The following is a 23,878-nucleotide window of genomic DNA, read 5'->3' as shown; positions in this document are numbered from 1 at the left end:
GAGCGGAGGATTCGATGAAAAGAGCCACTTTCGCAGCGACTGTCTTTTTCTCATTGGCCGGCCTCACGCATTCCGCGTCCGCGGCGGATGCGCCCTATGTCGATGACCGATCAAGCGCCGATGCGGTCGTCCGCTCGCTTTACAGCGCCATCAACCGTCACGAATTCGCCCGTGCCTGGGGCTATTTCGGCGATACGAAGCCGGCAAAGGATTTCAACGCCTTCGTCAAGGGTTACGACGGCACCGACAGGGTCGAAGTCAAGACTGGCGCCATCTCGGAGGACGGTGCTGCCGGCAGCATCTATTACAGCGTCCCCGTCGCCATCCAGGCGACCGACAAGAAAGGCGAGGCCAAGGTTTTCGCCGGCTGCTACACGGTCCGCCAGGTCAATGCGCAGATCCAGGAGCCGCCCTTTCAGCCGATCTTCATCGACAAGGGCGCGTTGAAGCCGTCGACCGAGGATTTCGACAGCGCCGTGCCGGCAAGCTGCGGCGACGGTCCGCCGCCGCCAAAGAAGGACGAGGCATTGGAGCAGGCCAAGAAAGCCTTCCTCGCCACCTATGGCGACCAGTGCGACAAGCAGGATCCTGACGGCAAGCCGATCGGCGAGCCAGAGGCTCATTCCATCCACTATAAGGACAAGGACGCCCAGCCCAGCGACCCAGAGCGCGAGACGCGGCTGTTCCGCTTCTTCTGCTCGATGGCCGCCTACAACGAGACGGCGGTCTACTACATCACCGACGACGTCAACGGCGTCTCACAGTTGCAGTTCACCGAGCCGGAGCTCGACATCCGCTACGAGAACAACAACAGCGAAGGCAAGGTCGAATCGATCCATATCATCGGGTTCAAGACCAGCGGCTGGGCGACCAACTCGGACTATGACGACAACACAAAAACCATCACCACATCCAACAAATGGCGTGGTGTGGGGGATGCCTCGTCATCGGGAACCTACCTTTTCCGCAACGGCGATTTCTCGCTCGTCCAGTATGACGTCGATGCATCCTATGACGGCGAGCAAAATCCGCAGACGGTCATCGACTACAACACGGCGCCTTGAGGCGCTGCAGCGCAATCACGGCGCTTTCGTCAGCATCCAGTTCAGCGTGCCGCGCCAGTCGACCATGCGGATCGGCGTGCCGTGGGTGCCGGTTTCGAAGCGCACGAAGCGGGTCGGATAAGCCTTCTTGGCCAGAATCGAGCGGAAGAAGGCTTCCTGCTTCTCCACCGGGAAGACCACGTCATGGCTGCCCTGGCCGAAGAACACCGGTACGCGGCGCTTGAAGGCGGGGCTGGTGAGAAAGCTGTCGTCCCACAGCGATCCGAGCAGCAGCAGCCCGTTGATGCGGCCGCCCGTGTCCTTGCGCGCGGCGAGCTTCCAGCAGATGATCCCGCCCATCGAGCCGCAGGCGACGAAGATTTTCGCGCTCGGCGATGTCTCGGCATAGTGGTCGATGAGCGCCGCGACCTGCGCCGCGCCCTTGTCGCCGAAATCGGGGAAATCGGGCGAAAGATAGAGCCCGTTGTTGGCGGCCATCAGGTTCTTGATGCGATTGAAATTGCCGCCGAAGGTGAAGTCGTCCACGCCTTGCTTGCGGCTGCCGCCTTGACCATGCAGGTAGAGAACGATGATGGAGGCGCCCTCGGTCGTGCCCACCGCGACATGCCTGATATCGCCGGCGTCGGTCTTCAGCATCAGGTCCTGCTGCACCTTGCGCACCCCGGGATCGGTGTATTGCGCATGCACGCGCCTTTCCGGCACCTCGTCGCGTTGGTTGATGTCGCGCATCTCGCGATAGTCGAGGACGGTGTAAGCGCCATTGTCGCTCGTCGACAGTGTCGCCGGATAAGCGAATAGATCGTCCTTGAACGATTTCAGCGAAAGCGTTTGCCCCTCGGCGACCGAGAGGGACAGCGCCGTCGCGGCGATCAGGGCGAAGAAACGTCGATAACGCAAAGCCATGCCGAGAGGCATGCGAAATTCGGCTCCGCTTTGTCAATCCTGCAGAACGCCGCCCGCCCCTTCCAGCGCCTCGCGCGTGTCGACATCGATCGAGGCGCCCTGCCCGATCTCGACATCGATGACGTCGAGACCCTCGGCCTCGACCAGATGCCGCGCCCCGGTATCGCCCTCGAGCTGCGCGACGGCCGCGAAAAGCGAGCGCGGCAAAAGCACCGGATTGCCGCGCTTGCCTTGGTGCGAAGCGCGCACCACGGAGCGGCCGTCGGAGCTGCGGAACGCGTCGATCAGGCTGTCGAGGTCCCCCGACGAAACGCCCGGCATGTCGCCAAGCACGATCAGGGCGCCGGCCGCATCGGGCGCGACCTTCGCGATGCCCGCCTTCAACGACGAAGCGAGGCCATCGGCGAAATTCGGATTGTCCGCGAATGTCACGCCAAGACCGCCAAGCGCCGAACGCACGCGCTCGCGCTGATGGCCGGTGACGACGACGGTGGCCGCGGCCTTCGAGCCCAGCGCACGACCGGCGGTGCGGCGCACAAGCGGCTCGCCGTCGAACAGCGCCAAAAGCTTGTTCGGCCCGCCCATCCGGCTCGAGCGGCCGGCGGCCAGGAGCACGATATCGACTTTCAGCGCTGACTTTGCCGGCTGCGGCGCCGGCTCGCGCGGCTGCGGCCTGGTCGGAATTTCCATCAAAAGCCCGCCGACGCCCATTCCGGCAATATCGCCCGCCGTCACCTCGAGCCCGGCAACAAGGCGATCGAGCACCCAGTCGAAGCCATTTTCCTTCGGGCTGCGCGCGCAGCCGGGCGCGCCGACGATGCGCTTGCCGTCGAGCGTCCCCAGCACCAGCAGATTGCCGGGATCGACCGGCATGCCCGCGCGGATGACAATGCCTCCGGCACGCTCGATCGCGGCCGGCACGACATCGGCGAAATCGCTCATCGCCGAGGCGCCGAAGATCACCACCATGTCATTGTCGCGCGCCAGCTGGGTTGCGGCCGCGGCGACCGGCGCGACCTCATGCGGCGTGCGCCGCTCGGCCGTAAGTCGGCCGCCGAAACGCGCCAGGCGCGCCTCGGTGACGCGCAGCGTCTTGTCGAGCACGCTCGGCTTGACGCCGGGAAGCACCGTCTGGATGACGCCGACAGTGACGGGCCGATAGGCATTGACGGCAAAGATCTCGCGGCCGGCGCAGATCCTCACCACGCTGTCCACCAGGCTTGCGGCGACGGCAAAGGGGATGATCTTCACCGTCGCAACCATCTGTCCCTTCTCGACCGGCGCGTGCTGCGCCAGCGTCGCGATGGTGATGGCTGGATCGACGGCATTGATGGCGTCGATCATCGCGGCGTCGACGGTAAAGACGCCTGAGGCTTCCGCATGCAAATTCACCCGCCCGGTCGCGGCCGGCTTGACCTCGACGTTGCGGTGACGCATGGCGGAGGCGATCTTCGCGGCTGCGACATCTTCGCCCAAATCGTCCGCGGCAAGAACCGCCGCGACGACTTCGTCGACGCCCGCCGCCTTGAGCGCCTCGATATCCTGGCGGCTCAGCCGGTGCGCCTTGCGGAAGCGTTTTTCGCCGGCGGTGGTCGCATGCGCCAGCACCGCCCCTTCCGCCTCGTCGATCGGAACCGGTCCGAATCTCACGCCACGGCGCCTTTTGCTTCGAAACCGCGCGAGCGGAAGGCGTGGATCGTCTGCGCAAGGACGGCGACGGCGATCTCGGCCGGACTGGCAGCACCGATATCGAGGCCGATCGGCGCGTGGATGCGGGCGATCTGGTCGGCACCGGCGCCGAGCGCCAGCAGGCGTTCGACACGCTTGGCGTGGGTCTTGCGGCTGCCCAGCGCCCCGACATAGAAGCATCGCGCGTCGAGCGCCGCCTTCAGCGCGAAATCGTCGATCTTCGGATCGTGGGTGACGGCGGCAAGGGCGGTATAGCTGTCGAGTGGCGCGCGTTTCAGCACATCCTGTGGCCATTCGGCATGCAGCACGACGTCGGGAAAGCGCTCCGGGGTAGCGAAGGCGGTGCGCGGATCGATGATCTCGACCGGATAGCCGGCGATCTTCGCCATCGGCGCCAGCGCCTGGCTGATATGCACGGCGCCGATCACCACCAGACGCGGACGCGGCAGATGCGCGTTGAGAAAGAACGTCCGCCCTTCCGCCTCCACCGACTGTGAATTGCCGGTGCGGAACGCATTGGCGATCGCCGCGCCGAGATCGCCCGCAACATGGTCGCCCTCGCGCACGATGCGGTCGCGGCCGTCGCCCAGGTCGGTGACAAGCACCGCGGCGCGGCGGGCGCGGCGTTCTTCGTTCAGTGTCTTCAGGACGTAGGGATCCATCTGTGATCAGCCCAGTCGCTCGACATAGACCTTGATGCGGCCGCCGCAGGACAGGCCCACCTGCCAGGCAGTCTCGTCGGCGACGCCAAACTCCAGCATCTTTGCCTTGCCACTGTCGATGACGTCCATCGCCTCCGTCACCACGGCGCCCTCGACACAGCCGCCGGAGACCGAGCCATGGAAATTGCCCTCGGCGTCAATAACCAGATGGCTGCCGACCGGGCGAGGCGCCGAACCCCAGGTCTCGACCACGGTCGCGATGGCGACATCCTTGCCGTCCTTCATCCAGCCTTCCGCGATGATCAGCGGATCGCGGGCCTCGTCGAGATAAATGCTCTCATCCATCGTCGCTTCTCGCAAAGTCTGTTTTTCAAGGGAAACCTTGGTCGTCCCTACGGTAAACGTTGGTTTCCCGCCAAGGAAACATATGGCTACGCGGCCTGCCTCCCGCCAGCTTGCCGCCAGCGGCGCGGGTCGACCGAAGCCGCCGGCCGCTGGTCGAGCGAGGCGCAAAGATCGGCCAGCGCGTCGAGATTGTGCACTGCCCGGAACTCATCGACATAGGGCAGCATCGCTTTCACGCCACGGGCGCGGGCCTCAAAACCGTCGAAGCGCAGCAGCGGATTGAGCCAGATCAGCCGCCGGCAGGATTTATGCAGCCGCTCCATCTCCTGCGAAAGGCCGGCGACGTCGTCGCGCTCCAGCCCGTCGGTGATGAGAAGCACCACGGCGCCCTGCCCCAGCACGCGCCGCGACCACAGCCGGTTGAACTCGGCAAGCGTGTCGCCGATGCGGGTGCCGCCCGACCAGTCCTTCACCGCCGCCGAGCATTCGGCCAGCGCCTCGTCGGGATCGCGATGGCGCATCTGGCGGGTCAGGTTGGTCAGCCGCGTGCCGAAGACGAAGGCGTGCACGCGCCGGCGCTTCTCCGTCAGCGCATGCAGGAAATGCAGGAAGATGCGTGTATACTGGCTCATCGAGCCGGAAATGTCGGCCAGAACGACCAGCGGCGGATGCGCTTCGCGCGGAGACCGGAATTTCGGCAGGATAAGCTCGCCGCCGGTGCGCGCGGCCGAGCGCATCATGGCGCGCGGATCGATGCGGCCCCCTTGCGCGTCCGCCCTGAAGCGCCGTGTGCGGACAAGATCGAAGGGCAGGCGCAAGGCCGCGATCGCCTTTTTGGCTTCGGCCATCTCCGCCGCATCCATCTGGGCAAAATCCTTGCCGCGCAGCACCTCGTTGCCGGAAAAGGTGAGGCGCGCATCGACCTCGATCTCCGGCACTTCCCGGACCGGTTGATTCTTCCGATGGCCCTCGAACATCGCCTGGCTGACGCGGTTTTCGGCAGCCCGCGGCTTCTGCTTCTCAGCGTTGTCCGCAGCGACCGGCGAAAACATCGCCAGCAGTTTCTCGATCAGCTCGCGCGATTTCCAGAACAGGCGGAAGGCCTCGTCGAAGACAGGATGATCCTCGCGCCGCGAGACTAGCACCGCATGCAGCGTCCAGTAGAAATCGTCGCGCGAGCCGATGCCGGCAGCAAGCACCGCCTCGATGGCGTCCCTCACGGAAGCCGGACCGACGCGCATGCCTGCCTTGCGCAACGCACGCGCGAAATAGACGATGTTGTCGGCAATGCGCCCATCGGCGAGCGCTTCCTTGGGTTCCGGACGCGGCACAGGCACCGCGCCTACTCCACCGCCGACAGCTCGGCCTTCACCTCATTGAGGATGCGCCGGCCCTCGCCCTCTCCGATACGGGCGATATCGTCCTGATATTTCAAAAGCACGCCGATCGTGTCCGATACGGTCTCCGGATCGAGCGCCACCTTGTCGAGCTCGGTCAGCGCGCCGGCCCAATCGATGGTTTCGGCGACCCCGGGCGCCTTGAACAGTTCGACCTGGCGCAGCTTCTGGATGAAGGACACGACCTCTGCCGACAGCCTGCGGTTCGCCTGCGGCACCTTGCGCCGCACGATCTCCAGCTCGCGCTCGGCGTTGGGGTAATCGACCCAGTGATAGAGGCAGCGACGCTTCAGCGCGTCGTGGATCTCGCGTGTGCGGTTGGTGGTGATGATGACGATCGGCGGCTCTTCCGCCTTGATCGTGCCCAGTTCTGGGACGGTCACCTGGAAGTCCGACAGGATCTCGAGCAGGAACGCCTCGAAAGCTTCGTCGGTGCGATCGAGCTCGTCGATCAGGAACACCGGCGCGGCACCCGCCTTGCCGGTCAGCGCGTCGAGCACCGGGCGGCGGATCAGGTATTTTTCGGAAAAGACGTTGCGCTCCATGTCGGAGCGCACGACCTTGCCCGCCGCCTCCTCCATGCGGATCTCGATCATCTGCGCGGCGTAATTCCACTCATAGACGGCCGAGGAGACGTCGAGCCCTTCATAGCATTGCAGGCGGATGAGCCGGCGGCCGAGCGTGTCGGCCAGCACTTTGGCGATCTCGGTCTTGCCGACGCCCGCCTCGCCTTCGAGGAACAAGGGCCGCTTCATGCGCAGTGAAAGAAACAGCACCGTCGCCAGCGAACGGTCCGCGACATAATCCGCGCCTGTCAAAAGATCGAGCGTTTCGTCGATCGTTTTCGGCGCGGGGCGCGGCGCGGTCATCTTGTCTCCGTGGATCCCGCTTGCACGTTCAAAGAAAATGATAGCCGCGGTTGTGGTAGATCAGCGGCCGCAAATTATCGCCGATGCGCAGGCCTGTCACCTTGCCAAAAAGCACACGGTGTGTGGCAAGGTCCTTGCTATCGATGATCTCGCAGTCGAACACCGCCAGCGCACCTTTCAGCGTCGGGGCGCCGGTCGAGATCACATCCCACTCGGCCAGGGCGAAGCGCTCCTCCACCGGCAGGCCGGTGATGCCGGAAAACGCGACCGATACGGCTTCCTGGTCCGATGCGAGGGTGTTGAGCGCGAACTTGCCGTTCTTGACGAAAGCCTCGTTCTTGGCGTTCTCGCGGTTGAGGCAGACCAGCACCGTCGGCGGGGTGTCCGAGACCGAACAGGCGGCGATCACCGTCGCGCCCCTTTTGCCGCCGGGCCCGTCGGTCGTCACCACATGCACATGGCCGGCAAAATGCGCCATCGCATCGCGATAATGCTGCGGCCCGATATCATTGATCTTCAGCACCCGATGTCCACCTGTCGAAACCAGTTCGTTATATATGGCGGCATATTGCACGCCACAAGTTGCATAGCATGGGCGAAGTGCTTGACCGCAATCCGCAAATTCGCGTGTTGCGCGGCGCTTAGCCAGCCTTTAGGCATTTCCTGGAATAGTGTCGGGACTGTATTCCCGGCATGGAGGATCTCTTAGCCCGAATGCGTCTTCTCACGACGACATCAGCCGTGCTGCTCTGGTTGTCGCTGGCCGCGAGCGCCGACGCCGAGACGCTGGTCGGCATTGCCGCGCCGCTTTCCGGCTCATCGGCGATCCTCGGCAAGCAGATCGAGGCCGGCGCCGGCCTTGCGGCGGAGGCGAACGGCATCGCGATCAAGGCCGTGGACGATGCCTGCACCGCCGATGGCGGCGCCGCAGCAGCGAAGGAATTCGTCGACGCCAAAGTCAATGTCGTGGTGGGCTTTCTCTGCACCGACGCGATCGAGGCGGCGCTGCCGATCCTGAAGGATGCCAACATCCCGGTCATCACGGTCGGCGTGCGCACCGAAAGCCTGACCGACCGGCGCGCCAAGACCGGCTGGCCGGTCTACCGGCTCGGCCCGCGCGGCGACGATGAGCGCAATGCGGTCGCCGCCAAGCTAATCCAGCTCTGGCGCGACGACCTGTTCGCCATCGTCGATGACGGCACCATCTATGGCCGCGAGATGGCCGAGACCTTTCGCGCCGCAGCCGAGCGGGCTGCTTTGAAGCCGGTCTTCACCGACACGTTCCGGCCGCAGCTCGACAACCAGATCGGGCTGATCGGCCGGTTGAAGAAGGCCGGCGCGACCAAGGTGTTCGCCGGCGGCGACGGCGAGGATGTCGCCATCATGGGCCGCGACGCCGCCCAGCTCGATGCCGGCATCACCTTTGCCGGCGGCGAAAACCTGCGCACGCCGCCGGGCGATGTGCCCTATGCCGTCGGCACGCTGATGGTCGCCCCGCCGGAATGGTCGGAGACCGCCGATCCCAAGGTGGTGCAGGCTTTCGCAGCGAAGAACATCGTGCCGGACGGCTACACGCTTCCGGCCTATGCCGCGATCGAGGTCGCCAAGGCCGCGCTGACCGGTGCGGAAAGCACTGGGCAGCCGCTCGGCGAAGTGCTGACCGGCCGTGATTTTGCGACCGCGATCGGCACCGTCCGCTTCGATGACAAGGGCGATCTCAGCCAGAACCCGTTCCGCCTCTTCCGCTTCGACGGCACGCATTTCGTGCCGCTGGAGGACAAGTGATGTTCCGCACCGGTCCGCGCAATCTGATCACCGACGTTGCCGGCCTTCGCGTCGGCAATGCCACCGACGCCAGTCTCAAATCCGGCGTCACGGTGGTGCTGTGCGACGAGCCCGCCGTGGCCGGCGTCCAGGTGCTGGGCGGCGCACCGGGCACGCGCGAGACCGACCTGCTCGAGCCGCAGAATTCGATCGCGACGATCCATGCTGTCGTTCTGTCGGGCGGCTCCGCCTTCGGCCTTGACGCCGCCTCGGGCGTACAGGCGGCGCTGCGCGAAAAGAACATCGGTGTCGAGGTCGGCGGCTTCCGCGTGCCGATCGTGCCGGCCGCGATCCTGTTCGACCTGCGCAATGGCGGTGACAAGGATTGGGGCCGCTATCCGCCCTATCGCGAGCTCGGCTATGGGGCTGTGCAGGCGGCAGCAGTGGATTTTGCCATCGGCACGGCTGGCGCCGGCACCGGCGCGCTGACCTCCGGCCTCAAAGGCGGGCTGGGCTCCGCCTCGACCGCGCTCGATAGCGGCGTCACCGTCGGCGCGCTCGCCGCCGTCAATCCGACCGGCTCGGTGACGGTCGGCCGCAGCCGCCATTTCTGGGCGGCGCCCTTCGAGATCGGCGACGAGTTCGGCGGCCTCGGCTACCCGGCCCCGCTGCCTGAAGATGCCAGAAAGATCCTGCTGAAATACCGCGACAGGCAAATGGGCGGCGAGGCCGAAGGCGGCAGCACCACCATCGCCGTCATCGCCACGGACGCCGTCCTGACCAAGGCCGCGGCCAAGCGACTGGCGATTTCCGCGCATGACGGCTTCGCACGCGCCATCTGGCCGACGCACACGCCGGCCGACGGCGATCTCGTCTTTGCCCTGGCGACCGGCAGGAGCGGCATCGAGCTCGGCGCCGATGCCGCGATCGACCTGTTCGCAGCCGCCGGCGCCACCATGGCGCGCGCGATCAGCCGCGGCGTCCATGCCGCGACGCCCGCCGACGGTGATTTGTTTCCGGTCTGGTCGTCGCGCTGATTGGCCCGGCCCCGATCAGGTCAGATCGGATTTTTCTTCCTCGAAGGTGACCGCGACATCCGAATTCGCGGAGAGCCATACCTTCTGGCCGTCGATCTCCGCGACCAGGGCAAGCGAAATGTAGTGGTGATGACCCTTATGCGAGCCCATGCCGCTGTCGGCCTTGGTCAGCTTGATCCGGTCACCCTCGACTTTGTCGACGGTGCCGATATGGACGCCGTCGGCGCCGATCACTTCCATGTGTCCGCGTATCTTGCTGATATCGGTGCTCATGCTGGTTCTCCGCTGGATGGCGATTTGCCCTTTCGGATGCGAGACGGCCGACAATAACAAATGAACGCCGGATTGGATGCATCGCACGGCGCGCCTCGTTCATCGTGGCGTGATAAGCATGACGCTGATGAGACAGATGACAAACCGTCTTGCAGCGCTCGTCGCGGTCAGTACCTGGTTTGCGCGGCAGCGGCGTTGAGCATTGGGCCTGGCTCTGTTAGGACGCGGCCGACGCTTCTCCCAGGCAGGACTTAGAAAACGGATGATCCCTCGCTATTCCCGGCCGGAAATGGTCGCCATCTGGTCGCCCGAAACCCGCTTCCGTATCTGGTTCGAGATCGAGGCGCATGCCTGCGATGCGCTGGCGGAGCTGGGTGTCATTCCGAAGGAAGCGGCGAAGACGATCTGGGAAAAAGGCGGCGCGGCCAAATTCGACGTCGCCAAGATCGACGAGATCGAACGCGTGACCAAGCATGACGTCATCGCTTTCCTGACCCATCTCGCCGAATTCGTCGGACCCGATGCCCGCTTCATCCACCAGGGCATGACCTCGTCGGACGTGCTCGACACCTGCCTTGCCGTGCAGCTGAGCCGGGCCAGCGACATCCTGCTTGCCGATATCGACGCCTTGCTCGCGGCGCTGAAGCGCCGCGCCTTCGAGCACAAGGACACCGTCACCATCGGCCGCAGCCATGGCATCCATGCCGAGCCGACCACCTTCGGCGTCAAGCTGGCGCAGGCCTATGCCGAGTTCTCGCGCTGCCGCGAGCGGCTGGTGCACGCGCGCGAAGACATCGCCACCTGCGCCATTTCCGGCGCGGTCGGCACTTTCGCCAACATCGAGCCTTATGTCGAAGAGCATGTGGCGGCAAAGCTTGGCCTGAAGCCGGAGCCGGTGTCCACGCAGGTCATCCCGCGCGACCGCCATGCCATGTTCTTCGCCACGCTTGGCGTCATCGCCTCGTCGGTCGAACGCCTCGCCATAGAGATCCGCCATCTGCAGCGCACCGAGGTGCTGGAAGCGGAAGAGTATTTCTCGCCGGGCCAGAAGGGCTCGTCGGCTATGCCGCACAAGCGCAACCCGGTGCTGACCGAAAATCTCACCGGCCTCGCCCGCATGGTGCGCGCCTACGCCATGCCGGCGATGGAAGACGTGGCGCTCTGGCACGAGCGCGACATTTCGCATTCCTCGGTCGAGCGCATGATCGGGCCGGATGCGACGGTAACGCTGGATTTCGCGCTGTCGCGCCTGACCGGCGTCGTCGACAAGCTGCTCGTCTACCCCGAGAACATGGAGAAGAACCTCAACAAGTTCCGCGGCCTGGTGCATTCGCAGCGCGTGCTTCTGGCGCTCACCCAGGCCGGCCTGTCACGCGAGGACGCCTACCGCCTGGTGCAGCGCAACGCCATGAAAGTCTGGGAGCACGGCGCCGATTTCCTCGAGGAACTGCTTGCCGACAAGGACGTGACGGCGGCGCTGCCCGAAGCCGAGATCCGCGAGAAATTCGACCTCGGCTATCATACCAAGCATGTCGACACGATCTTCAAGCGGGTGTTCGGAGAGGCTTGAGGCCGAACAAAGGTGCGCGCTGGCGCCAGGCTGGAACACCCCTCATCCGTCTTGTCGCTTCGCGACAAGCCACCTTCTCCCACAAGGCGAGAAGGGGGAATTTGGCGCCCGCGCCTCAGCTAATCACGAACGCCGCGATTGGCGCCGGCTCCGGCGCGGTTTTCCCTTCTCCCCCTGTGGGAGAAGGTGGATCGGCGCGCTAGCGCCGAGACGGATGAGGGGTGCTCCAGCTTGACGCAGGCGTCGCTCAAGCCTTCCCAGGCACCGTCCTGATCACCGTGCCCCAGGGATCCTCACGGCTCGTCTCCTCCTTCACATTGTCCGAGCGCATCTCGACCCAGGCGAGGCCCGAGTGCGACGGATCGCGGCGGCCGGCGCCGGCGCTCTGCCAGGCATTGGCGCCGATATGGTGGTGGTAATGGCCGGACGACAGGAACACCGCCTGGCCGCCATATTTGGCGACGGTGTCGAAGCCGAACTGGTCATGCCACCAGGCCTCCGCGTCCTCCGGCCGGCCGACGCGCAGATGCACATGGCCGACAATGGTGTTTTCCGGCGCGCCCTGCCAGCCGGCATCGCCCGCCGGCACGCTACCCACCACCGCCGGCAGGTTCAGCCGCTCGGTCGCCATGGCAATACGGTCGCCATTCCATTTCCAGTCCTGCGGGCGGCGATCGGCATAGATCTCGATGCCGTTGCCCTCTGGGTCGGTAAGATAAAGCGCCTCGCTGACCAGATGGTCCGACGCACCCTCGATGTCGATGCGGTTGGCGGCGGCGTAGCTGATCCAGCGGCCGAGATCGGCGCGCGACGGCAAGAGAAAAGCGGTGTGAAAAAGGCCGGCGCTGCGCGGATCGTCCGGCTTGGCCGTAGAATCCTGCTCCAGCACCAGCAACGGCCGATTGGCTGCGCCGAGCGTGATCGTGCCGTCGGCGCGGCTCAGTTCCTGCAGGCCGACGACGGCGCGGTAATAGGCCGCCAGACTTTCGGCATCGCGCGCCTTTAGCCCGACACGCGACACGCTGACCGGGGTGGTCGCGGCAAAAGGCAGTTCGCTCATCAAACTCTCCGTTCCGGCAGCGCTTATCCCAGCATGGGATTGTCGTGGCCGCCAGCCATTGTTCCTTGTTCCCCTCCAAATCGTCGATTGCGATCGTTCACACAAGAGAGCAAGAATCGAACAAGTTGTTCACAATTGTGACCGCTCCGAATTTTCCGACAGGGTTGCAGCCAAGAAGGCCGCTCGCTACATCGGCGCCATGAAAGTCAAAGACGCAGATATCCTGATCGTGCCGGGCTACACCAATTCCGGCCCCGAGCACTGGCAGACCCGCTGGCAATCGAAACTGTCGACGGCGCGCCGGGTCGAGCAGGCGGAATGGACCAAACCCGTGCGTGAGGACTGGACGGCGAGCGTGGCCAACGCCGTCAACGAGGCCGAGCGGCCCGTGGTGCTTGTTGCGCACTCGCTGGGCGTGACGGCGGCGGTGCAGGCCATCCCGCAATTCAGGAAGCCGGTCGCCGGCGCGTTCTTCGTCGCGCCGCCCGACGTCTCCAATCCGGAAATCAGGCCAAGGCATCTGATGACCTTCGGCCCCTATTCGCGTGATCCCCTGCCCTTTCCGTCCATCGTGATCGCCAGCCGCAACGATCCGTTCTGCGCCTTCGAGGTCGCCGAGGACATTGCCGCCGCCTGGGGATCGCTCTTCATCGACGCCGGCGAGGCAGGCCATCTCAACCACGACGCCGGCTTCGGCCCGTGGCCCGAGGGTTCGATGACTTTCGCCAAATTCCTGACGGAACTGAAAGAACCCTGATCGGCTCTAGGAGCCGATCGAATCCCGCATGCTGTTCAGCAGCGTTTTCGCGCCGAGCGAGATCAGCGTGTGGTCCGAGCCCATGGCGAGCAGCCGGAAGCCCATCGACACGACGCGCCCGGCAATCGCCGGTTCGATGACATAGATCGCGGCATGCTTGCTGGCCTTGCGGGTCCGCTCGGCGATCGACGCGACCGTCTCCATCATGCTTTCCAGCGTCGAATTGATGGTGGTGCCGTTCGACCAGGCGATCGAGAAATCCGACGGACCGACGAAGATGCCGTCGATGCCGGGCGTATCCAAGATACCGTCCAGCGCCTCGAGGGCAGCCCGCGTCTCGACCATGGCGAAAGCCATGGTGCGCTGGTTCGTGTCGCGCAGCCATTCGGCATGGTCGCCCTTGCCATGGCGCGGGAAAGCATAGGTCGGGCCCCAGGAGCGTTCGCCCAGCGGCGGATATTTCATCGCGGCGGCGAATTGCCTTGCATCGGCCACGGAGTTCACCATCGGCGCGATCACCGCCTCTGCGCCGAAATCGAGCGCGCGGCTCGCCATGTCGAAGCGTCCGACCGGAATGCGCACCAGCGCCGGCTTGTTGGCGGCGAGCACCGGCACCAGGCCGCGCAGCACGCTGTCCTCATGATGGCCGCCATGCTGCATGTCGAGGGTGACGGCGTCAAAGCCCTGCTTGGCGATGATTTCGACCGTCAGCGCGTCCGGCACGCCCGACCAGGCGGTGAACAGCGTTTCGTCGGCGGCCAGGCGGGATTTGAGCGACATCGGAACTTTCCTTGTGAACAATCCGCAGTTTTGGCCGGAAACGACGTGAAGGCAAAGAAAAACCGCCCGGCTTGGCCGGGCGGTCGATTGGTCCAGTCAGAGCAATTCCAGGAAAAGTGTGTAACGGCTTTCCGTCCGGTATTGCGTAAAAACAAAGAGATAGGGGATGATGCCGAAACGCGCGAAGCGGTTGTCGGACGACATCATGTCCGCACAGCCTCAGCTGTTCTTGATCTCCTCGATCGCCTGCGCCATCAGCTCGTCCATGGTGCGGCGGATCTGATGGTCGGACTGGGCGACGCCGGCCGCGTCAAAATCCGTGCGTATCTTGCGGAAAACATCGTGGTCGCCCGCTTCCTCGATATCGGAGACCACCACTTCCTTGGCATAGGCTTCGGCATCGGCGCCGGATTTGCCCAGTTTCTCGGCGGCCCACAGACCAAGCGCCTTGTTGCGGCGCGCCGCGGCCTTGAAGCGAAGCTCCTCGTCGAAGGCGAATTTGCGCTCAAAACCCTCTTCGCGGTCTTTCATGCTGCTCATAACGTCCCTCCGGTCAATCCGATTCGCTTGGCGGTAAATATGTGTGGTGGGCAAGCACAAACCAAAAGGCCGCGGGCCGGTCAATATGCTTCGTCGCATGCTGCGCTGCGGCATTTCAGTCCCGAAAGCGGTTGATTCGCGGGATTTGCGGATTGAGCAAACAAGACGATTGCGATAACACCGGCATTGAACGCCGCCTTCGCCATACTAATTTAGGCAGACGGGCAGGAACCGGTCACTCGCCGCTTGCCCGCAGATCCAGAGAAAAAATCAAATGAAAAATCGCCGCCGCATTTACGAAGGCAAGGCCAAGATCCTCTATGAGGGCCCTGAGCCGGGGACGCTGATCCAGTTTTTCAAGGACGATGCCACCGCTTTCAACAAGAAGAAGCATGAAGTGGTCGATGGCAAGGGCGTGCTCAACAACCGCATTTCCGAGCACATCTTCAACCACTTGAACCGGATGGGCATCCCGACTCATTTCATCCGCCGGCTCAATATGCGCGAGCAGTTGATCAAGGAAGTCGAGATCATCCCGCTCGAGGTCGTGGTTCGCAATGTCGCCGCCGGCTCGCTATCCAAGCGCCTCGGCATCGAGGAAGGCACGGTGCTGCCGCGCTCGATCATCGAATTCTACTACAAGGCCGACGCGCTCGACGACCCGATGGTGTCGGAAGAGCATATCACCGCCTTCGGCTGGGCAAGCCCCCAGGAAATCGACGACATCATGGCCCTGGCCATCCGCGTCAACGACTTCCTGTCCGGCCTGTTCCTCGGCGTCGGCATCCAACTCATCGACTTCAAGATCGAATGCGGCCGCCTGTTCGAGGGCGACATGATGCGCATCGTCGTCGCCGACGAGATCTCGCCGGACTCCTGCAGGCTGTGGGACGTCGCCACCCAGGACAAGCTCGACAAGGACCGTTTCCGCCGCGACATGGGCGGTCTGGTCGAAGCCTATCAGGAAGTTGCCCGCCGTCTCGGCATTATCAACGAGAACGAGCCGCCGCGCCCGACGGGCCCAGTGCTCGTCGCCTCTTCCGAGGCGCCCAAGGGCCTGAAGCACTGAATATTGACGGGCCTGCCGGACAATGGCAGGCCTTTCCCAAACGACGATCTGCCCAGGAGCATCGATGAAAGCCCGTATCACCGTGACCCTCAAGAACGGCGTCCTCGACCCGCAGGGCAAGGCGATCGAGCACGCGCTCTCCGGGCTGGGCTTCGATGGCGTCGGCCAAGTGCGGCAAGGCAAGGTGTTCGACATCGAACTCGCCGGAACCGACAAGGCCAAGGCCGAAGCCGACCTCAAGGCCATGTGCGACAAGCTTCTGGCGAACACGGTGATCGAGAACTACGCGGTGGAGATCGCCTGACAATGAAATCAGCCGTCGTCCTCCTGCCTGGCCTCAACCGCGACCGCGACATGATCGCGGCGCTGACCAAGATTTCCGGCCATGCGCCGGCGACCGTCTGGCAGACCGACACTGAAATCCCCGATGTCGACCTGATCGCTATCCCGGGCGGCTTCTCCTTCGGCGACTATCTGCGCTGCGGCGCCATCGCGGCGCGCATGCCGGTGATGCGCGCGGTCGCCGAAAAGGCGGCCAAGGGCGTGACCGTTATCGGCGTCTGCAACGGCTTCCAGATTCTGGTCGAGGCGGGACTGCTGCCCGGCGCCCTGATTCGCAACGCCTCGCTGAAATTCGTCTGCCGGCAGGTGAAGCTCGAGATCGCCAACGCCAACACCATGTTCACCCGCGGCTACCAGCCCGGACAGGTGATCCGCTCGCCGGTGGCGCATCATGACGGCAACTATTTCGCCGATGCCGAGACGCTTGCCCGGCTCGAAGGCGAAGGCCAGGTGGTGTTCCGCTATGCGGAAAACACCAACCCCAACGGCTCGATCAACGACATTGCCGGGATCGTCAACGACAAGGGCAATGTGCTCGGCCTGATGCCGCATCCGGAAAACCTGATCGAGGCGGCGCATGGCGGCGAGGACGGACGGGCGCTTTTCCAAAGCGCCCTCGGCATCGCGGCCTGATCCTTAACATCCTATCAGAACGCGGGGCGGACTGACCATGAGACTGACGATTGCTCGCCTTGCTCTCCTGGCCGCCGCCGGGCTCGCCTTGGCTTCCTGCCAGTCCAGCCCCAAGACCACGCCGGTTTCCTCAGGCAAGAGCGCCTCGCTGCTTGCGATGGAACAGGTTGCCATCGCAGCGCATAAATGCTGGATCGCCAGCAAGGACCCGGCCTTTAAGGCCTACCAGATGGCCAACGAGCTCAATTCCTACAGCGGCACACCGCGCTTCCTGCTGGTGCCCGCCAAGCATTATGGCGGCAAGCCGCTGCTGGTCGTGCAGGCGCAGGGCAGTTCCAACCGCGTCGATGCCTTTGGCCCGCTGATGAACGAGCCGCTCGGCGCGCGCATCAGTTCCGATATCGCCCGCTGGCGGGCCGGCAATCCGTCCTGCGCGGCTGCCGCCTGAAATTGTCATGGCCCGGTTCCTGCAGACCGCGGGACTGGCTGTAGGGCTGATTGCGCTTGTTTTGCAATTCGCCATCACCGTACCGGCATCGATGGCGGCGGGACGCAGCCTGCTCGGCTCGATCGTCTTCTATTTCAGCTTCTTCACCATCCTGACCAACATCGCCGCTGTGATGGTGCACGCTTCACTGCTGTCACCCGCCGGCTATGCGTGGTTCCCGGCCTTTGCCGGACAACGCTTGCGGGCTGGCGTCGCGGTCGCCATCACGCTGGTCTTCATCGTCTATGCGACCGTGCTGGCAGGGCTCTGGCAACCGCAGGGCCTGTTCCTACTTTGCGACATCCTGCTCCATTACGTCACGCCATTCATTTTCGTCATGTGGTGGCTCATCGCTGGCGCGGACGGCAGCACGCGCTGGCGCGACATCTCCTGGTGGATGATCTATCCGCTCGCCTATCTTGCCTATGCCCTGATACGTGCGCCCTTCGCCAGCGAGGTGCCTTACCCGTTCCTCGACGTCGCCAAGAACGGCGCGGCCAGCGTCGCCGTTTCGGCGCTGGGCGTCACGGCGTTGTTCATCGGATTGAGCGTGCTTGCCGTGCTGATCGATCACGGCATCGGCCGGTTGCGGGGAAAGCCCGCAACCCGCCTCCAACCGAGCCGTTGATAGGCATCACTCCCAGAATGCCCTGATGCCTTCGCGATGGGCATCGCAGCGCGACACGCCGATATCCTTGAGCTGCTCGTCCGTCATCTCCAGGAGCGCGAGGCGACCGCGCCGGCGCTCAAGCATGCGATCGATTTGTTTGGCGGCGGAACGGAGCGCGAATACCAGGCGACCGACGAAGCCGCGACGGCTCTGTTGATCGGTCTGCGCGCCAAAAGCCGGGCGAGCATAGCGAATTGTGTCCATTGTATCCATTGTCATTCTGCCTTGTTCCGATTGTACCTTCCCAATCGCGAGATCGATATGAATTGACTCATCGCGCGGTGCAATATAGAAAATTGTCACCATGACAAATTGGCTCCCCGATCTTTCCTCTGGCTCCGGTCCGCTCTATCAGCGCCTTGCTGACAGCATTGAGTCAGATATCGACAAGGGCGTTATCGACGCCGGTGCAAAACTGCCGCCGCAACGCGACCTCGCCTACGACATCGGCACGACCGTCGGCACCATCGGCAGGGCCTATCAGCTGCTGCGCGAGCGCGGTCTGGTCAGCGGCGAGGTCGGCCGCGGCACCTATGTGCTCGGCCAGCGCGCCGCAGACCCGAAGCCGGATTTGGAACCGGCCATCCAGGGCACGCGCCCCATCGACGCGCCGAGCGGCAAGCTGCGCTTCGACAGCACCGCCGCGCCCGATGTCGGCCAGGGCGCGGTGATAGCCGACATGCTGGCACGCACGGCGCAGGAGCATCCGCACGACATTTCGAGCTATACGCGGGATTTTCCCGAACGCTGGTATGAGGCAGGCAGCCGCTGGCTAGCGCGCAATGCCTTCCGCCCCTCGCTCGATTCGATCGTGCCGACGCTGGGCACCCATGCTGCGGTCATGGCGGCGATCGCGGCGCTGACCATGCCCGGCGACTACGTGGTCTTCGAGCACCTCACCTATTCGCAGATCGCGCGCAGCGCCGGGCTGATCGGCCGCCGCACGGCGCTGGTTTTGACTGATGAGGGCGGTATCGACCCGGATGATTTCGAGCGCGTCTGCGCTCAGAAACATCCAAAGCTGATGTTCCTGATGCCGACCGCTAAGAACCCGACGCTGGTGACGTTGTCGGCGGAGCGGCGGCAGGCGATCGCCAAGATCGCGCGTGAGTACAATGTCGCGCTGATCGAGGACGATCTTTACGGCGAACTCACCGACGACCCGACACCGCTGCTGGCCGAATACGCGCCCGAGCGCACGATCGTCGCCGGCGGCCTGTCAAAGTCGGTCGCGGCAGGCGTGCGCGGCGGCTGGCTTTCCTGCCCACCGGCCTATCGCCACCGCATCCGTGTCGCGCACAAGATGATGACCGGCGGCCTGCCCTTTCTGCTGGCCGAGGTCGGCACGCGGCTGGTGATGTCGGGCCAGGCGGGCGAGATCCGCAAGCGCTGCATTGGCGAAATCCAGGTGCGCCTCGCTATCGTGCGCGAAGTGCTGGCGGGTTTTGATTTCAAGGCGCGCGACAACGTGCCCTTCGTCTGGCTGACCTTGCCGGACCCGTGGCTGTCCGGCACTTTCAAGAACGCCTGCCTGGCGCAAGGCGTGCTCATCGACGACGAGGACGAGTTCAAGGCCGGCCGCTCCGAGCAGGTCTTTCACGGCGTGCGCTTTGGCGTGTCGCAGCCGCGGCAAAGCTCGGATGTCGCCGGCGGCGTCGCCGTCATCCGCCGCCTGCTTGACGAAGGCCGCGCCGGCTACGACAGTTTTTCCTGATCAAGCTGGCGAGCTCTAGGCCCTGGCCTTCGCCGGCAGGGGCCGTTTTCCGGCTTTTTTCGTCATCCGGTGGGGTGTATCGCGCGAAAGCTTGCGATAAGAGGAGACTCAAAGAAACTCCCCTCTTCCACGGACAAAAATCGCCGCTCATGACCATTTCCAATTCCGTGCCGATCACTCCCGAGCTCGTCGCCGCGCATGGGCTGAAGCCGGACGAATACCAGCGCATCCTCGATCTGGTCGGCCGCGAGCCAAGCTTCACCGAGCTCGGCATCTTCTCGGCGATGTGGAACGAGCACTGCTCCTACAAGTCCTCCAAGAAATGGCTGCGCACGCTGCCGACCAGCGGTCCGCAGGTCATCCAGGGTCCAGGCGAGAATGCCGGCGTGGTCGACATCGGCGACGGTGACTGCGTCGTCTTCAAGATGGAGAGCCACAACCACCCCTCTTACATCGAACCTTATCAGGGTGCCGCGACCGGCGTCGGCGGCATCCTGCGCGACGTCTTCACAATGGGCGCCAGGCCAGTGGCGGCAATGAACGCGCTTCGCTTCGGCGCGCCGGATCATCCCAAGACCCGGCACCTTGTCGCGGGCGTGGTTTCGGGCGTCGGCGGCTACGGCAATTCCTTCGGCGTGCCGACCGTCGGCGGCGAAGTCAATTTCGATGCTCGTTACAACGGCAACATTCTGGTCAATGCCTTCGCGGCGGGTCTTGCCAAGACCAACGCCATCTTCCTGTCGCAGGCCAAGGGCGTCGGCCTGCCGGTCGTCTATCTCGGCGCCAAGACCGGGCGCGACGGCGTCGGCGGCGCCACCATGGCCTCGGCCGAATTCGACGACAAGATCGAGGAGAAGCGTCCGACCGTGCAGGTCGGAGATCCCTTCACCGAAAAATGCCTGCTGGAGGCCTGCCTCGAGCTGATGGCGTCGGGCGCCGTCATCGCCATCCAGGACATGGGTGCGGCCGGCCTCACCTGCTCGGCGGTCGAGATGGGCGCCAAGGGCGACCTCGGCATCGAGCTCGACCTCGACAAGGTGCCGGTGCGCGAGGAGCGCATGAGCGCCTATGAGATGATGCTGTCGGAAAGCCAGGAGCGCATGCTGATGGTGCTGCGCCCTGAGAAGGAGGAGGAAGCTGAGGCGATCTTCCGCAAATGGGGTCTCGACTTCGCCATTGTCGGGAAGACCACCGATGACCTGCGCTTCCGCGTCATCCACCAGGGCGACGAGGTCGCCAATTTGCCGATCAAGGAACTGGGCGACGAGGCGCCGGAATATGACCGCCCCTGGGTCGAGGCGAAGAAACCCACGCCGCTTGCCGCGAACGACGCGCCGAAGGCCGATGTCGCGGACGCGCTGCTGAAAATGCTCGGCGGACCGGATCTCTCCTCGCGCCGCTGGGTGTGGGAGCAGTATGACACGCTGATCCAGGGCAATTCGCTACAGCTTCCAGGCGGCGATGCCGGCGTCGTGCGCGTCGAAGGTCACCCGACCAAGGCGCTGGCCTTCTCCTCCGACGTCACGCCGCGCTACTGCGAGGCCGACCCATACGAAGGCGGCAAGCAGGCCGTGGCGGAATGCTGGCGCAACCTGACCGCCACCGGCGCCCTGCCGCTCGCCGCCACCGACAATCTCAATTTCGGCAATCCGGAGCGGCCCGAGATCATGGGTCAGCTCGTCGGCGCCATCAAAGGCATCGGCGATGCCTGCCGCGCGCTCGGCTTCCCGATCGTGTCCGGCAATGTCTCGCTTTACAACGAGACGAATGGCCGCGGCATCCTGCCGACGCCGACCATCGGCGGCGTCGGCCTCATCGCCGACTGGTCGAAGATGGCGCGGATCGGCTTCGCCGCCGAGGGCCAGATGATCGTGCTGGTCGGCGCGCCACCGACATGGGGCAGCCATCTCGGCCAGTCCGCCTATATGCGTGACATCCATGGCCGCGCCGATGGACCGCCGCCGCCCGTCGACCTCACGCATGAGAAGCGCGTCGGCGACCATGTGCGCTCGCTGATCGCTTCCGGCATCGTGACATCGGCCCACGATGTCTCCGACGGCGGCCTGGCGGTAGCGCTGGCCGAAATGGCTATGGCCTCCGGCATCGGCGCCACCATCCCCGGCCTCACCGGCACCGACCCGATTCCGGTCTGGTTCGGCGAGGACCAAGGCCGCTATCTATTGACGTTATCGATCGACCCGCAAAGCGGCGAATGGGACAGGATCCGCGAGGAGCAGAGCAAGCTCGGCATCTTCGCGCCATGGATCGGCACCACCGGCGGACGTGAATTGAAGCTGGGTGACGCACGGCCGATCCCGGTCAGTGAATTGACCGCCGCCCATGAGGGCTGGTTCCCGCGCTTCATGGATCAGGCCAGTTGACCAGAAGCATGTCTCCCGAAAGTGTGCAGCGGTTTCGGGAAAAAGACATGCCTACGACAAAAGACCTAAATCATGTCGCATAAATCCTTTTTTATGCGACATGATTTAACCGCCAGGGCGCTGGTCGCAGTCGTCTTCTGGCCGTCTCTGTTCTTCTTCTGGTTTCTCGGACCGTTCGCCCTGTTCCTGCTGTCGACGACCTCGAGCGAGGTCTGCCCCCGGCTAGAAACCCGCGCCGAGTTCCTGGCGGCGGCAAACGGCACGCTGCCTATGCTCATCGTGCAGAGCCTGATCTACGCGGTTCCAATCGCCTGCCTCGTGCTGTGGAACAGGTTTTCTCCAGAGCCGGCGCGGGCAAAGCACATCGCGACCTGCATCAAGCTCTTTGCCGTTGCCGCCGCGGTCGGGGCGGTTTGGGACTATGGCTCGTCCTTGATCTGCGACGGCTACGGTCAGGCCTTCTTCTCAACTGCATGGCGGATGACGAGCTATCTTCCCATCGTCGGCCTGCTGATCAACGTCCCGCTCTACGTGCTGGTCTTCAGCCTCGGCCGCGCCTATTCGACGCGCGATGACATCAGCGAGGACGGTGTGGTTCATCCGAGCCCGGATAATTCCTAGGCTTCCTTCTGCGACGGAACGGCTTCAATCCGGGCTGGAAAGGTTCTAGGCTCTACCCCGAGTCACACCACACAGCCTGCCCGCTTGAAACAGGATTTTGCCATGGCAATGGATGCCCACGACATCGAAAAACTGATCAAGGAAGGCATTCCCGACGCCAAAGTGACCATCCGCGACCTGGCCGGCGACGGCGATCATTATGCGGCCGAAGTGGTGGCCGAGAGTTTCCGGGGCAAAAGCCGCGTCCAGCAGCACCAGATGGTCTATGACGCGCTGAAGGGCAAGATGGGCGGTGTCCTGCATGCTCTGGCGCTGCAGACCAGCGTTCCGGACTAGTGCTTGAAATCTGACGGCTCGTATTGGAGTTGTAGGTCCCTTAGCGCGGAAATTTGCCGGGGATGACCAATTTTTTGAGTCCTTCGCGAATCCCCGTGTAGGCCTTTTCGTTGCGTTGAACCATGAGCGCGATGGCCGCCTCGGACGCCTTGTCAGGGTGACCTGAATCAAAGGGAGGAGACGGGTCGTACTCGATCCCGAGTTGGATGGCTTGCGCGACCTCCGGTCCAGCAAGTTCGGCGACGATGCGGAATGCGAAGTCAATCCCCGAAGTGACGCCGCCCGAGGTGAAGACATTGCCGTCGCGCACTACCCGGCCCTTTTCGTGACTGGCGCCGACCAAGGGGAGCAGATCGACGTAGGCCCAATGTGTCGCGGCCCTACGTCCCTTCAACAACCCGGCTGCACCAAGAAGAAAGGCGCCCATGCAAACAGAGGTTACATATTCTGCCTGCTCGCCCTGGCGGCGAATGAAATCGATCGTCTCGAAATCGGCGAGAGCTTCTACGACGCCTGCGCCACCGGGCAGGCAAATCAGGTCTAGCTGGGGACAGCTCTGAAACGTGCAGGTGGGCATGATGCCGAGACCGCGGTCGCTCGAAACCGGTAGCATGGTCTTCGCGACAACGTGGGTTCTCGATTGAGGGAACTTGCTGGCCGCAGAGATTGAGGCAGGCGTTCCAAGCCGGCTCAAGACTTCAAACGGGCCAGTAAAGTCGAGTTGCGTGATTCCAGGGAAGATCACGAAGCCGATATCGAAACCGGACATGCCGCATTCGCCTCCAAATGCCCACACGCCGGCTTGGCGCAGTGGAGATCATCGCGCTTGGTGAAGATATGCGCAACGGGTCATAGCTCCGAGGGGGCAGATCCGGGCCGGGAGACGTCTTCCGCATCGGGCACCAAGCTCAGATT

27 protein-coding genes are annotated in these 23,878 nt (G+C 64.1%); 14 read left to right on the top strand and 13 right to left on the bottom strand.

Features of this window, described 5'->3' with window-relative positions; translation table 11 throughout:
- The first annotated feature begins 14 nt into the window (after positions 1-14).
- Positions 15-1,064, top strand: coding sequence for a DUF1176 domain-containing protein (locus tag LB535_RS09135; protein WP_224525697.1), 1,050 nt, complete (start codon positions 15-17; stop codon positions 1,062-1,064).
- Between the two features lie 15 nt (positions 1,065-1,079).
- Here LB535_RS09135 and LB535_RS09130 read toward each other — a convergent pair whose 3' ends face one another.
- From LB535_RS09130 to LB535_RS09100, 7 genes are all read right to left on the bottom strand, one after another.
- Complete coding sequence (locus tag LB535_RS09130) at positions 1,080-1,967, bottom strand: alpha/beta hydrolase family protein (RefSeq protein ID WP_411969554.1); 888 nt, start codon at positions 1,965-1,967, stop codon at positions 1,080-1,082.
- 33 nt (positions 1,968-2,000) lie between these two features.
- Positions 2,001-3,617, bottom strand: a complete 1,617-nt coding sequence (locus tag LB535_RS09125; RefSeq protein ID WP_224631935.1) for an NTP transferase domain-containing protein — start codon at positions 3,615-3,617, stop codon at positions 2,001-2,003.
- The gene (locus LB535_RS09120; protein ID WP_224628032.1) at positions 3,614-4,318 is read right to left on the bottom strand and encodes an XdhC family protein; all 705 of its coding nucleotides are present in this window, start codon (positions 4,316-4,318) and stop codon (positions 3,614-3,616) included. Before LB535_RS09120 ends, LB535_RS09125 begins: the two co-directional genes overlap by 4 nt.
- Positions 4,319-4,324: 6 nt before the next feature.
- Positions 4,325-4,663 (bottom strand): XdhC family protein, encoded by a 339-nt coding sequence (locus LB535_RS09115; protein WP_224631934.1) that lies wholly within the window; start codon positions 4,661-4,663, stop codon positions 4,325-4,327.
- An 86-nt stretch (positions 4,664-4,749) separates the two neighbouring features.
- Positions 4,750-5,994 carry a vWA domain-containing protein gene (locus tag LB535_RS09110; protein WP_411969553.1) on the bottom strand — a complete coding sequence of 415 codons (1,245 nt, stop codon included), beginning with the start codon at positions 5,992-5,994 and terminating at the stop codon, positions 4,750-4,752.
- A gap of 11 nt (positions 5,995-6,005) precedes the next feature.
- A complete protein-coding gene (locus LB535_RS09105) occupies positions 6,006-6,929 on the bottom strand; it encodes an AAA family ATPase (RefSeq protein WP_224631932.1) in 924 nt (307 codons plus the stop codon).
- 28 nt (positions 6,930-6,957) lie between these two features.
- Positions 6,958-7,452 carry a flavin reductase gene (locus tag LB535_RS09100; protein ID WP_140695039.1) on the bottom strand — a complete coding sequence of 165 codons (495 nt, stop codon included), beginning with the start codon at positions 7,450-7,452 and terminating at the stop codon, positions 6,958-6,960.
- Positions 7,453-7,643: 191 nt separating this feature from the next.
- On the opposite strand from LB535_RS09100, the gene LB535_RS09095 reads away from it, so the two are divergent.
- Together LB535_RS09095 and LB535_RS09090 are read left to right on the top strand one after the other, a co-directional pair.
- Positions 7,644-8,714: a branched-chain amino acid ABC transporter substrate-binding protein gene (locus LB535_RS09095; RefSeq protein ID WP_224631931.1), complete on the top strand. Its 1,071-nt coding sequence runs from the start codon at positions 7,644-7,646 to the stop codon at positions 8,712-8,714.
- On the top strand, positions 8,714-9,730 hold the full coding sequence (locus tag LB535_RS09090; protein WP_224631930.1) for a P1 family peptidase: 1,017 nt from the start codon (positions 8,714-8,716) through the stop codon (positions 9,728-9,730). Before LB535_RS09095 ends, LB535_RS09090 begins: the two co-directional genes overlap by 1 nt.
- Positions 9,731-9,745: 15 nt before the next feature.
- Here the strand turns inward: LB535_RS09090 and LB535_RS09085 are convergent, their stop codons facing one another.
- Positions 9,746-10,003 (bottom strand): DUF2171 domain-containing protein, encoded by a 258-nt coding sequence (locus tag LB535_RS09085; protein WP_224631929.1) that lies wholly within the window; start codon positions 10,001-10,003, stop codon positions 9,746-9,748.
- Between the two features lie 262 nt (positions 10,004-10,265).
- Here LB535_RS09085 and purB point away from each other — a divergent pair, with 262 nt between their 5' ends.
- On the top strand, positions 10,266-11,573 hold the full coding sequence (purB, locus tag LB535_RS09080) for an adenylosuccinate lyase (protein WP_224631928.1): 1,308 nt from the start codon (positions 10,266-10,268) through the stop codon (positions 11,571-11,573).
- A 247-nt stretch (positions 11,574-11,820) separates the two neighbouring features.
- Here purB and LB535_RS09075 read toward each other — a convergent pair whose 3' ends face one another.
- Positions 11,821-12,633, bottom strand: a complete 813-nt coding sequence (locus LB535_RS09075; RefSeq protein WP_224631927.1) for a VOC family protein — start codon at positions 12,631-12,633, stop codon at positions 11,821-11,823.
- A 199-nt stretch (positions 12,634-12,832) separates the two neighbouring features.
- On the opposite strand from LB535_RS09075, the gene LB535_RS09070 reads away from it, so the two are divergent.
- Positions 12,833-13,390 carry an RBBP9/YdeN family alpha/beta hydrolase gene (locus LB535_RS09070; RefSeq protein ID WP_224631926.1) on the top strand — a complete coding sequence of 186 codons (558 nt, stop codon included), beginning with the start codon at positions 12,833-12,835 and terminating at the stop codon, positions 13,388-13,390.
- A gap of 6 nt (positions 13,391-13,396) precedes the next feature.
- Here LB535_RS09070 and LB535_RS09065 read toward each other — a convergent pair whose 3' ends face one another.
- Positions 13,397-14,170, bottom strand: a complete 774-nt coding sequence (locus LB535_RS09065) for an HpcH/HpaI aldolase family protein (RefSeq protein WP_224631925.1) — start codon at positions 14,168-14,170, stop codon at positions 13,397-13,399.
- A 219-nt stretch (positions 14,171-14,389) separates the two neighbouring features.
- Entirely contained in the window at positions 14,390-14,710 is a 321-nt protein-coding gene (locus LB535_RS09060; protein WP_095765208.1) for a DUF1476 domain-containing protein, read from the bottom strand.
- Positions 14,711-14,984: 274 nt separating this feature from the next.
- Here LB535_RS09060 and purC point away from each other — a divergent pair, with 274 nt between their 5' ends.
- The 5 genes from purC to LB535_RS09035 all read left to right on the top strand — a co-directional run bounded on the left by purC (position 14,985) and on the right by LB535_RS09035 (position 17,869).
- Positions 14,985-15,779, top strand: coding sequence for a phosphoribosylaminoimidazolesuccinocarboxamide synthase (gene purC, locus LB535_RS09055; protein WP_224631924.1), 795 nt, complete (start codon positions 14,985-14,987; stop codon positions 15,777-15,779).
- A 64-nt stretch (positions 15,780-15,843) separates the two neighbouring features.
- Entirely contained in the window at positions 15,844-16,083 is a 240-nt protein-coding gene (gene purS, locus LB535_RS09050) for a phosphoribosylformylglycinamidine synthase subunit PurS (protein WP_095765207.1), read from the top strand.
- 2 nt (positions 16,084-16,085) lie between these two features.
- On the top strand, positions 16,086-16,754 hold the full coding sequence (gene purQ, locus LB535_RS09045; protein WP_224631923.1) for a phosphoribosylformylglycinamidine synthase subunit PurQ: 669 nt from the start codon (positions 16,086-16,088) through the stop codon (positions 16,752-16,754).
- A gap of 37 nt (positions 16,755-16,791) precedes the next feature.
- Positions 16,792-17,202, top strand: a complete 411-nt coding sequence (locus LB535_RS09040; RefSeq protein WP_224631922.1) for a hypothetical protein — start codon at positions 16,792-16,794, stop codon at positions 17,200-17,202.
- A gap of 7 nt (positions 17,203-17,209) precedes the next feature.
- A complete protein-coding gene (locus LB535_RS09035; RefSeq protein WP_224628045.1) occupies positions 17,210-17,869 on the top strand; it encodes a Pr6Pr family membrane protein in 660 nt (219 codons plus the stop codon).
- A 6-nt stretch (positions 17,870-17,875) separates the two neighbouring features.
- On the opposite strand, the gene LB535_RS09030 is transcribed toward LB535_RS09035, so the two are convergent.
- Positions 17,876-18,124, bottom strand: coding sequence for a DUF1127 domain-containing protein (locus LB535_RS09030; RefSeq protein WP_224632086.1), 249 nt, complete (start codon positions 18,122-18,124; stop codon positions 17,876-17,878).
- Between the two features lie 91 nt (positions 18,125-18,215).
- On the opposite strand from LB535_RS09030, the gene LB535_RS09025 reads away from it, so the two are divergent.
- The 4 genes from LB535_RS09025 (at position 18,216) to LB535_RS09010 (ending at position 22,963) form a co-directional block, all read left to right on the top strand.
- The gene (locus tag LB535_RS09025; RefSeq protein WP_224602532.1) at positions 18,216-19,625 is read left to right on the top strand and encodes a PLP-dependent aminotransferase family protein; all 1,410 of its coding nucleotides are present in this window, start codon (positions 18,216-18,218) and stop codon (positions 19,623-19,625) included.
- A 149-nt stretch (positions 19,626-19,774) separates the two neighbouring features.
- Positions 19,775-22,006: a phosphoribosylformylglycinamidine synthase subunit PurL gene (gene purL / locus LB535_RS09020; protein WP_224631921.1), complete on the top strand. Its 2,232-nt coding sequence runs from the start codon at positions 19,775-19,777 to the stop codon at positions 22,004-22,006.
- Between the two features lie 93 nt (positions 22,007-22,099).
- Positions 22,100-22,627 (top strand): hypothetical protein, encoded by a 528-nt coding sequence (locus LB535_RS09015; protein WP_224525647.1) that lies wholly within the window; start codon positions 22,100-22,102, stop codon positions 22,625-22,627.
- A gap of 102 nt (positions 22,628-22,729) precedes the next feature.
- A complete protein-coding gene (locus tag LB535_RS09010; protein ID WP_040995401.1) occupies positions 22,730-22,963 on the top strand; it encodes a BolA/IbaG family iron-sulfur metabolism protein in 234 nt (77 codons plus the stop codon).
- Between the two features lie 40 nt (positions 22,964-23,003).
- Here the strand turns inward: LB535_RS09010 and LB535_RS09005 are convergent, their stop codons facing one another.
- On the bottom strand, positions 23,004-23,732 hold the full coding sequence (locus LB535_RS09005) for a DJ-1/PfpI family protein (protein ID WP_224525640.1): 729 nt from the start codon (positions 23,730-23,732) through the stop codon (positions 23,004-23,006).
- Positions 23,733-23,878 lie beyond the last annotated feature (146 nt).

It is taken from the genome of Mesorhizobium sp. CA10 (assembly GCF_020165285.1).
Classification (GTDB): domain Bacteria; phylum Pseudomonadota; class Alphaproteobacteria; order Rhizobiales; family Rhizobiaceae; genus Mesorhizobium.
This window is presented reverse-complemented; position numbering and strand designations above follow the sequence as displayed.

What these genes read in the sequence shown, in the direction of transcription:
- LB535_RS09135 (WP_224525697.1), top strand. Translation starts at nt 15, where the DNA reads ATGAAAAGAGCCACTTTCGCAGCGACTGTCTTTTTCTCATTGGCCGGC.
- LB535_RS09130 (WP_411969554.1), bottom strand. Translation starts at nt 1,967, where the DNA reads ATGGCTTTGCGTTATCGACGTTTCTTCGCCCTGATCGCCGCGACGGCG.
- LB535_RS09120 (WP_224628032.1), bottom strand. Translation starts at nt 4,318, where the DNA reads ATGGATCCCTACGTCCTGAAGACACTGAACGAAGAACGCCGCGCCCGC.
- LB535_RS09115 (WP_224631934.1), bottom strand. Translation starts at nt 4,663, where the DNA reads ATGGATGAGAGCATTTATCTCGACGAGGCCCGCGATCCGCTGATCATC.
- LB535_RS09105 (WP_224631932.1), bottom strand. Translation starts at nt 6,929, where the DNA reads ATGACCGCGCCGCGCCCCGCGCCGAAAACGATCGACGAAACGCTCGAT.
- LB535_RS09095 (WP_224631931.1), top strand. Translation starts at nt 7,644, where the DNA reads ATGCGTCTTCTCACGACGACATCAGCCGTGCTGCTCTGGTTGTCGCTG.
- LB535_RS09090 (WP_224631930.1), top strand. Translation starts at nt 8,714, where the DNA reads ATGTTCCGCACCGGTCCGCGCAATCTGATCACCGACGTTGCCGGCCTT.
- LB535_RS09085 (WP_224631929.1), bottom strand. Translation starts at nt 10,003, where the DNA reads ATGAGCACCGATATCAGCAAGATACGCGGACACATGGAAGTGATCGGC.
- purB (WP_224631928.1), top strand. Translation starts at nt 10,266, where the DNA reads ATGATCCCTCGCTATTCCCGGCCGGAAATGGTCGCCATCTGGTCGCCC.
- LB535_RS09075 (WP_224631927.1), bottom strand. Translation starts at nt 12,633, where the DNA reads ATGAGCGAACTGCCTTTTGCCGCGACCACCCCGGTCAGCGTGTCGCGT.
- LB535_RS09070 (WP_224631926.1), top strand. Translation starts at nt 12,833, where the DNA reads ATGAAAGTCAAAGACGCAGATATCCTGATCGTGCCGGGCTACACCAAT.
- LB535_RS09065 (WP_224631925.1), bottom strand. Translation starts at nt 14,170, where the DNA reads ATGTCGCTCAAATCCCGCCTGGCCGCCGACGAAACGCTGTTCACCGCC.
- LB535_RS09060 (WP_095765208.1), bottom strand. Translation starts at nt 14,710, where the DNA reads ATGAGCAGCATGAAAGACCGCGAAGAGGGTTTTGAGCGCAAATTCGCC.
- purC (WP_224631924.1), top strand. Translation starts at nt 14,985, where the DNA reads ATGAAAAATCGCCGCCGCATTTACGAAGGCAAGGCCAAGATCCTCTAT.
- purS (WP_095765207.1), top strand. Translation starts at nt 15,844, where the DNA reads ATGAAAGCCCGTATCACCGTGACCCTCAAGAACGGCGTCCTCGACCCG.
- purQ (WP_224631923.1), top strand. Translation starts at nt 16,086, where the DNA reads ATGAAATCAGCCGTCGTCCTCCTGCCTGGCCTCAACCGCGACCGCGAC.
- LB535_RS09040 (WP_224631922.1), top strand. Translation starts at nt 16,792, where the DNA reads ATGAGACTGACGATTGCTCGCCTTGCTCTCCTGGCCGCCGCCGGGCTC.
- LB535_RS09035 (WP_224628045.1), top strand. Translation starts at nt 17,210, where the DNA reads ATGGCCCGGTTCCTGCAGACCGCGGGACTGGCTGTAGGGCTGATTGCG.
- LB535_RS09030 (WP_224632086.1), bottom strand. Translation starts at nt 18,124, where the DNA reads ATGGATACAATGGACACAATTCGCTATGCTCGCCCGGCTTTTGGCGCG.
- LB535_RS09025 (WP_224602532.1), top strand. Translation starts at nt 18,216, where the DNA reads ATGACAAATTGGCTCCCCGATCTTTCCTCTGGCTCCGGTCCGCTCTAT.
- purL (WP_224631921.1), top strand. Translation starts at nt 19,775, where the DNA reads ATGACCATTTCCAATTCCGTGCCGATCACTCCCGAGCTCGTCGCCGCG.
- LB535_RS09015 (WP_224525647.1), top strand. Translation starts at nt 22,100, where the DNA reads ATGCGACATGATTTAACCGCCAGGGCGCTGGTCGCAGTCGTCTTCTGG.
- LB535_RS09010 (WP_040995401.1), top strand. Translation starts at nt 22,730, where the DNA reads ATGGCAATGGATGCCCACGACATCGAAAAACTGATCAAGGAAGGCATT.
- LB535_RS09005 (WP_224525640.1), bottom strand. Translation starts at nt 23,732, where the DNA reads ATGTCCGGTTTCGATATCGGCTTCGTGATCTTCCCTGGAATCACGCAA.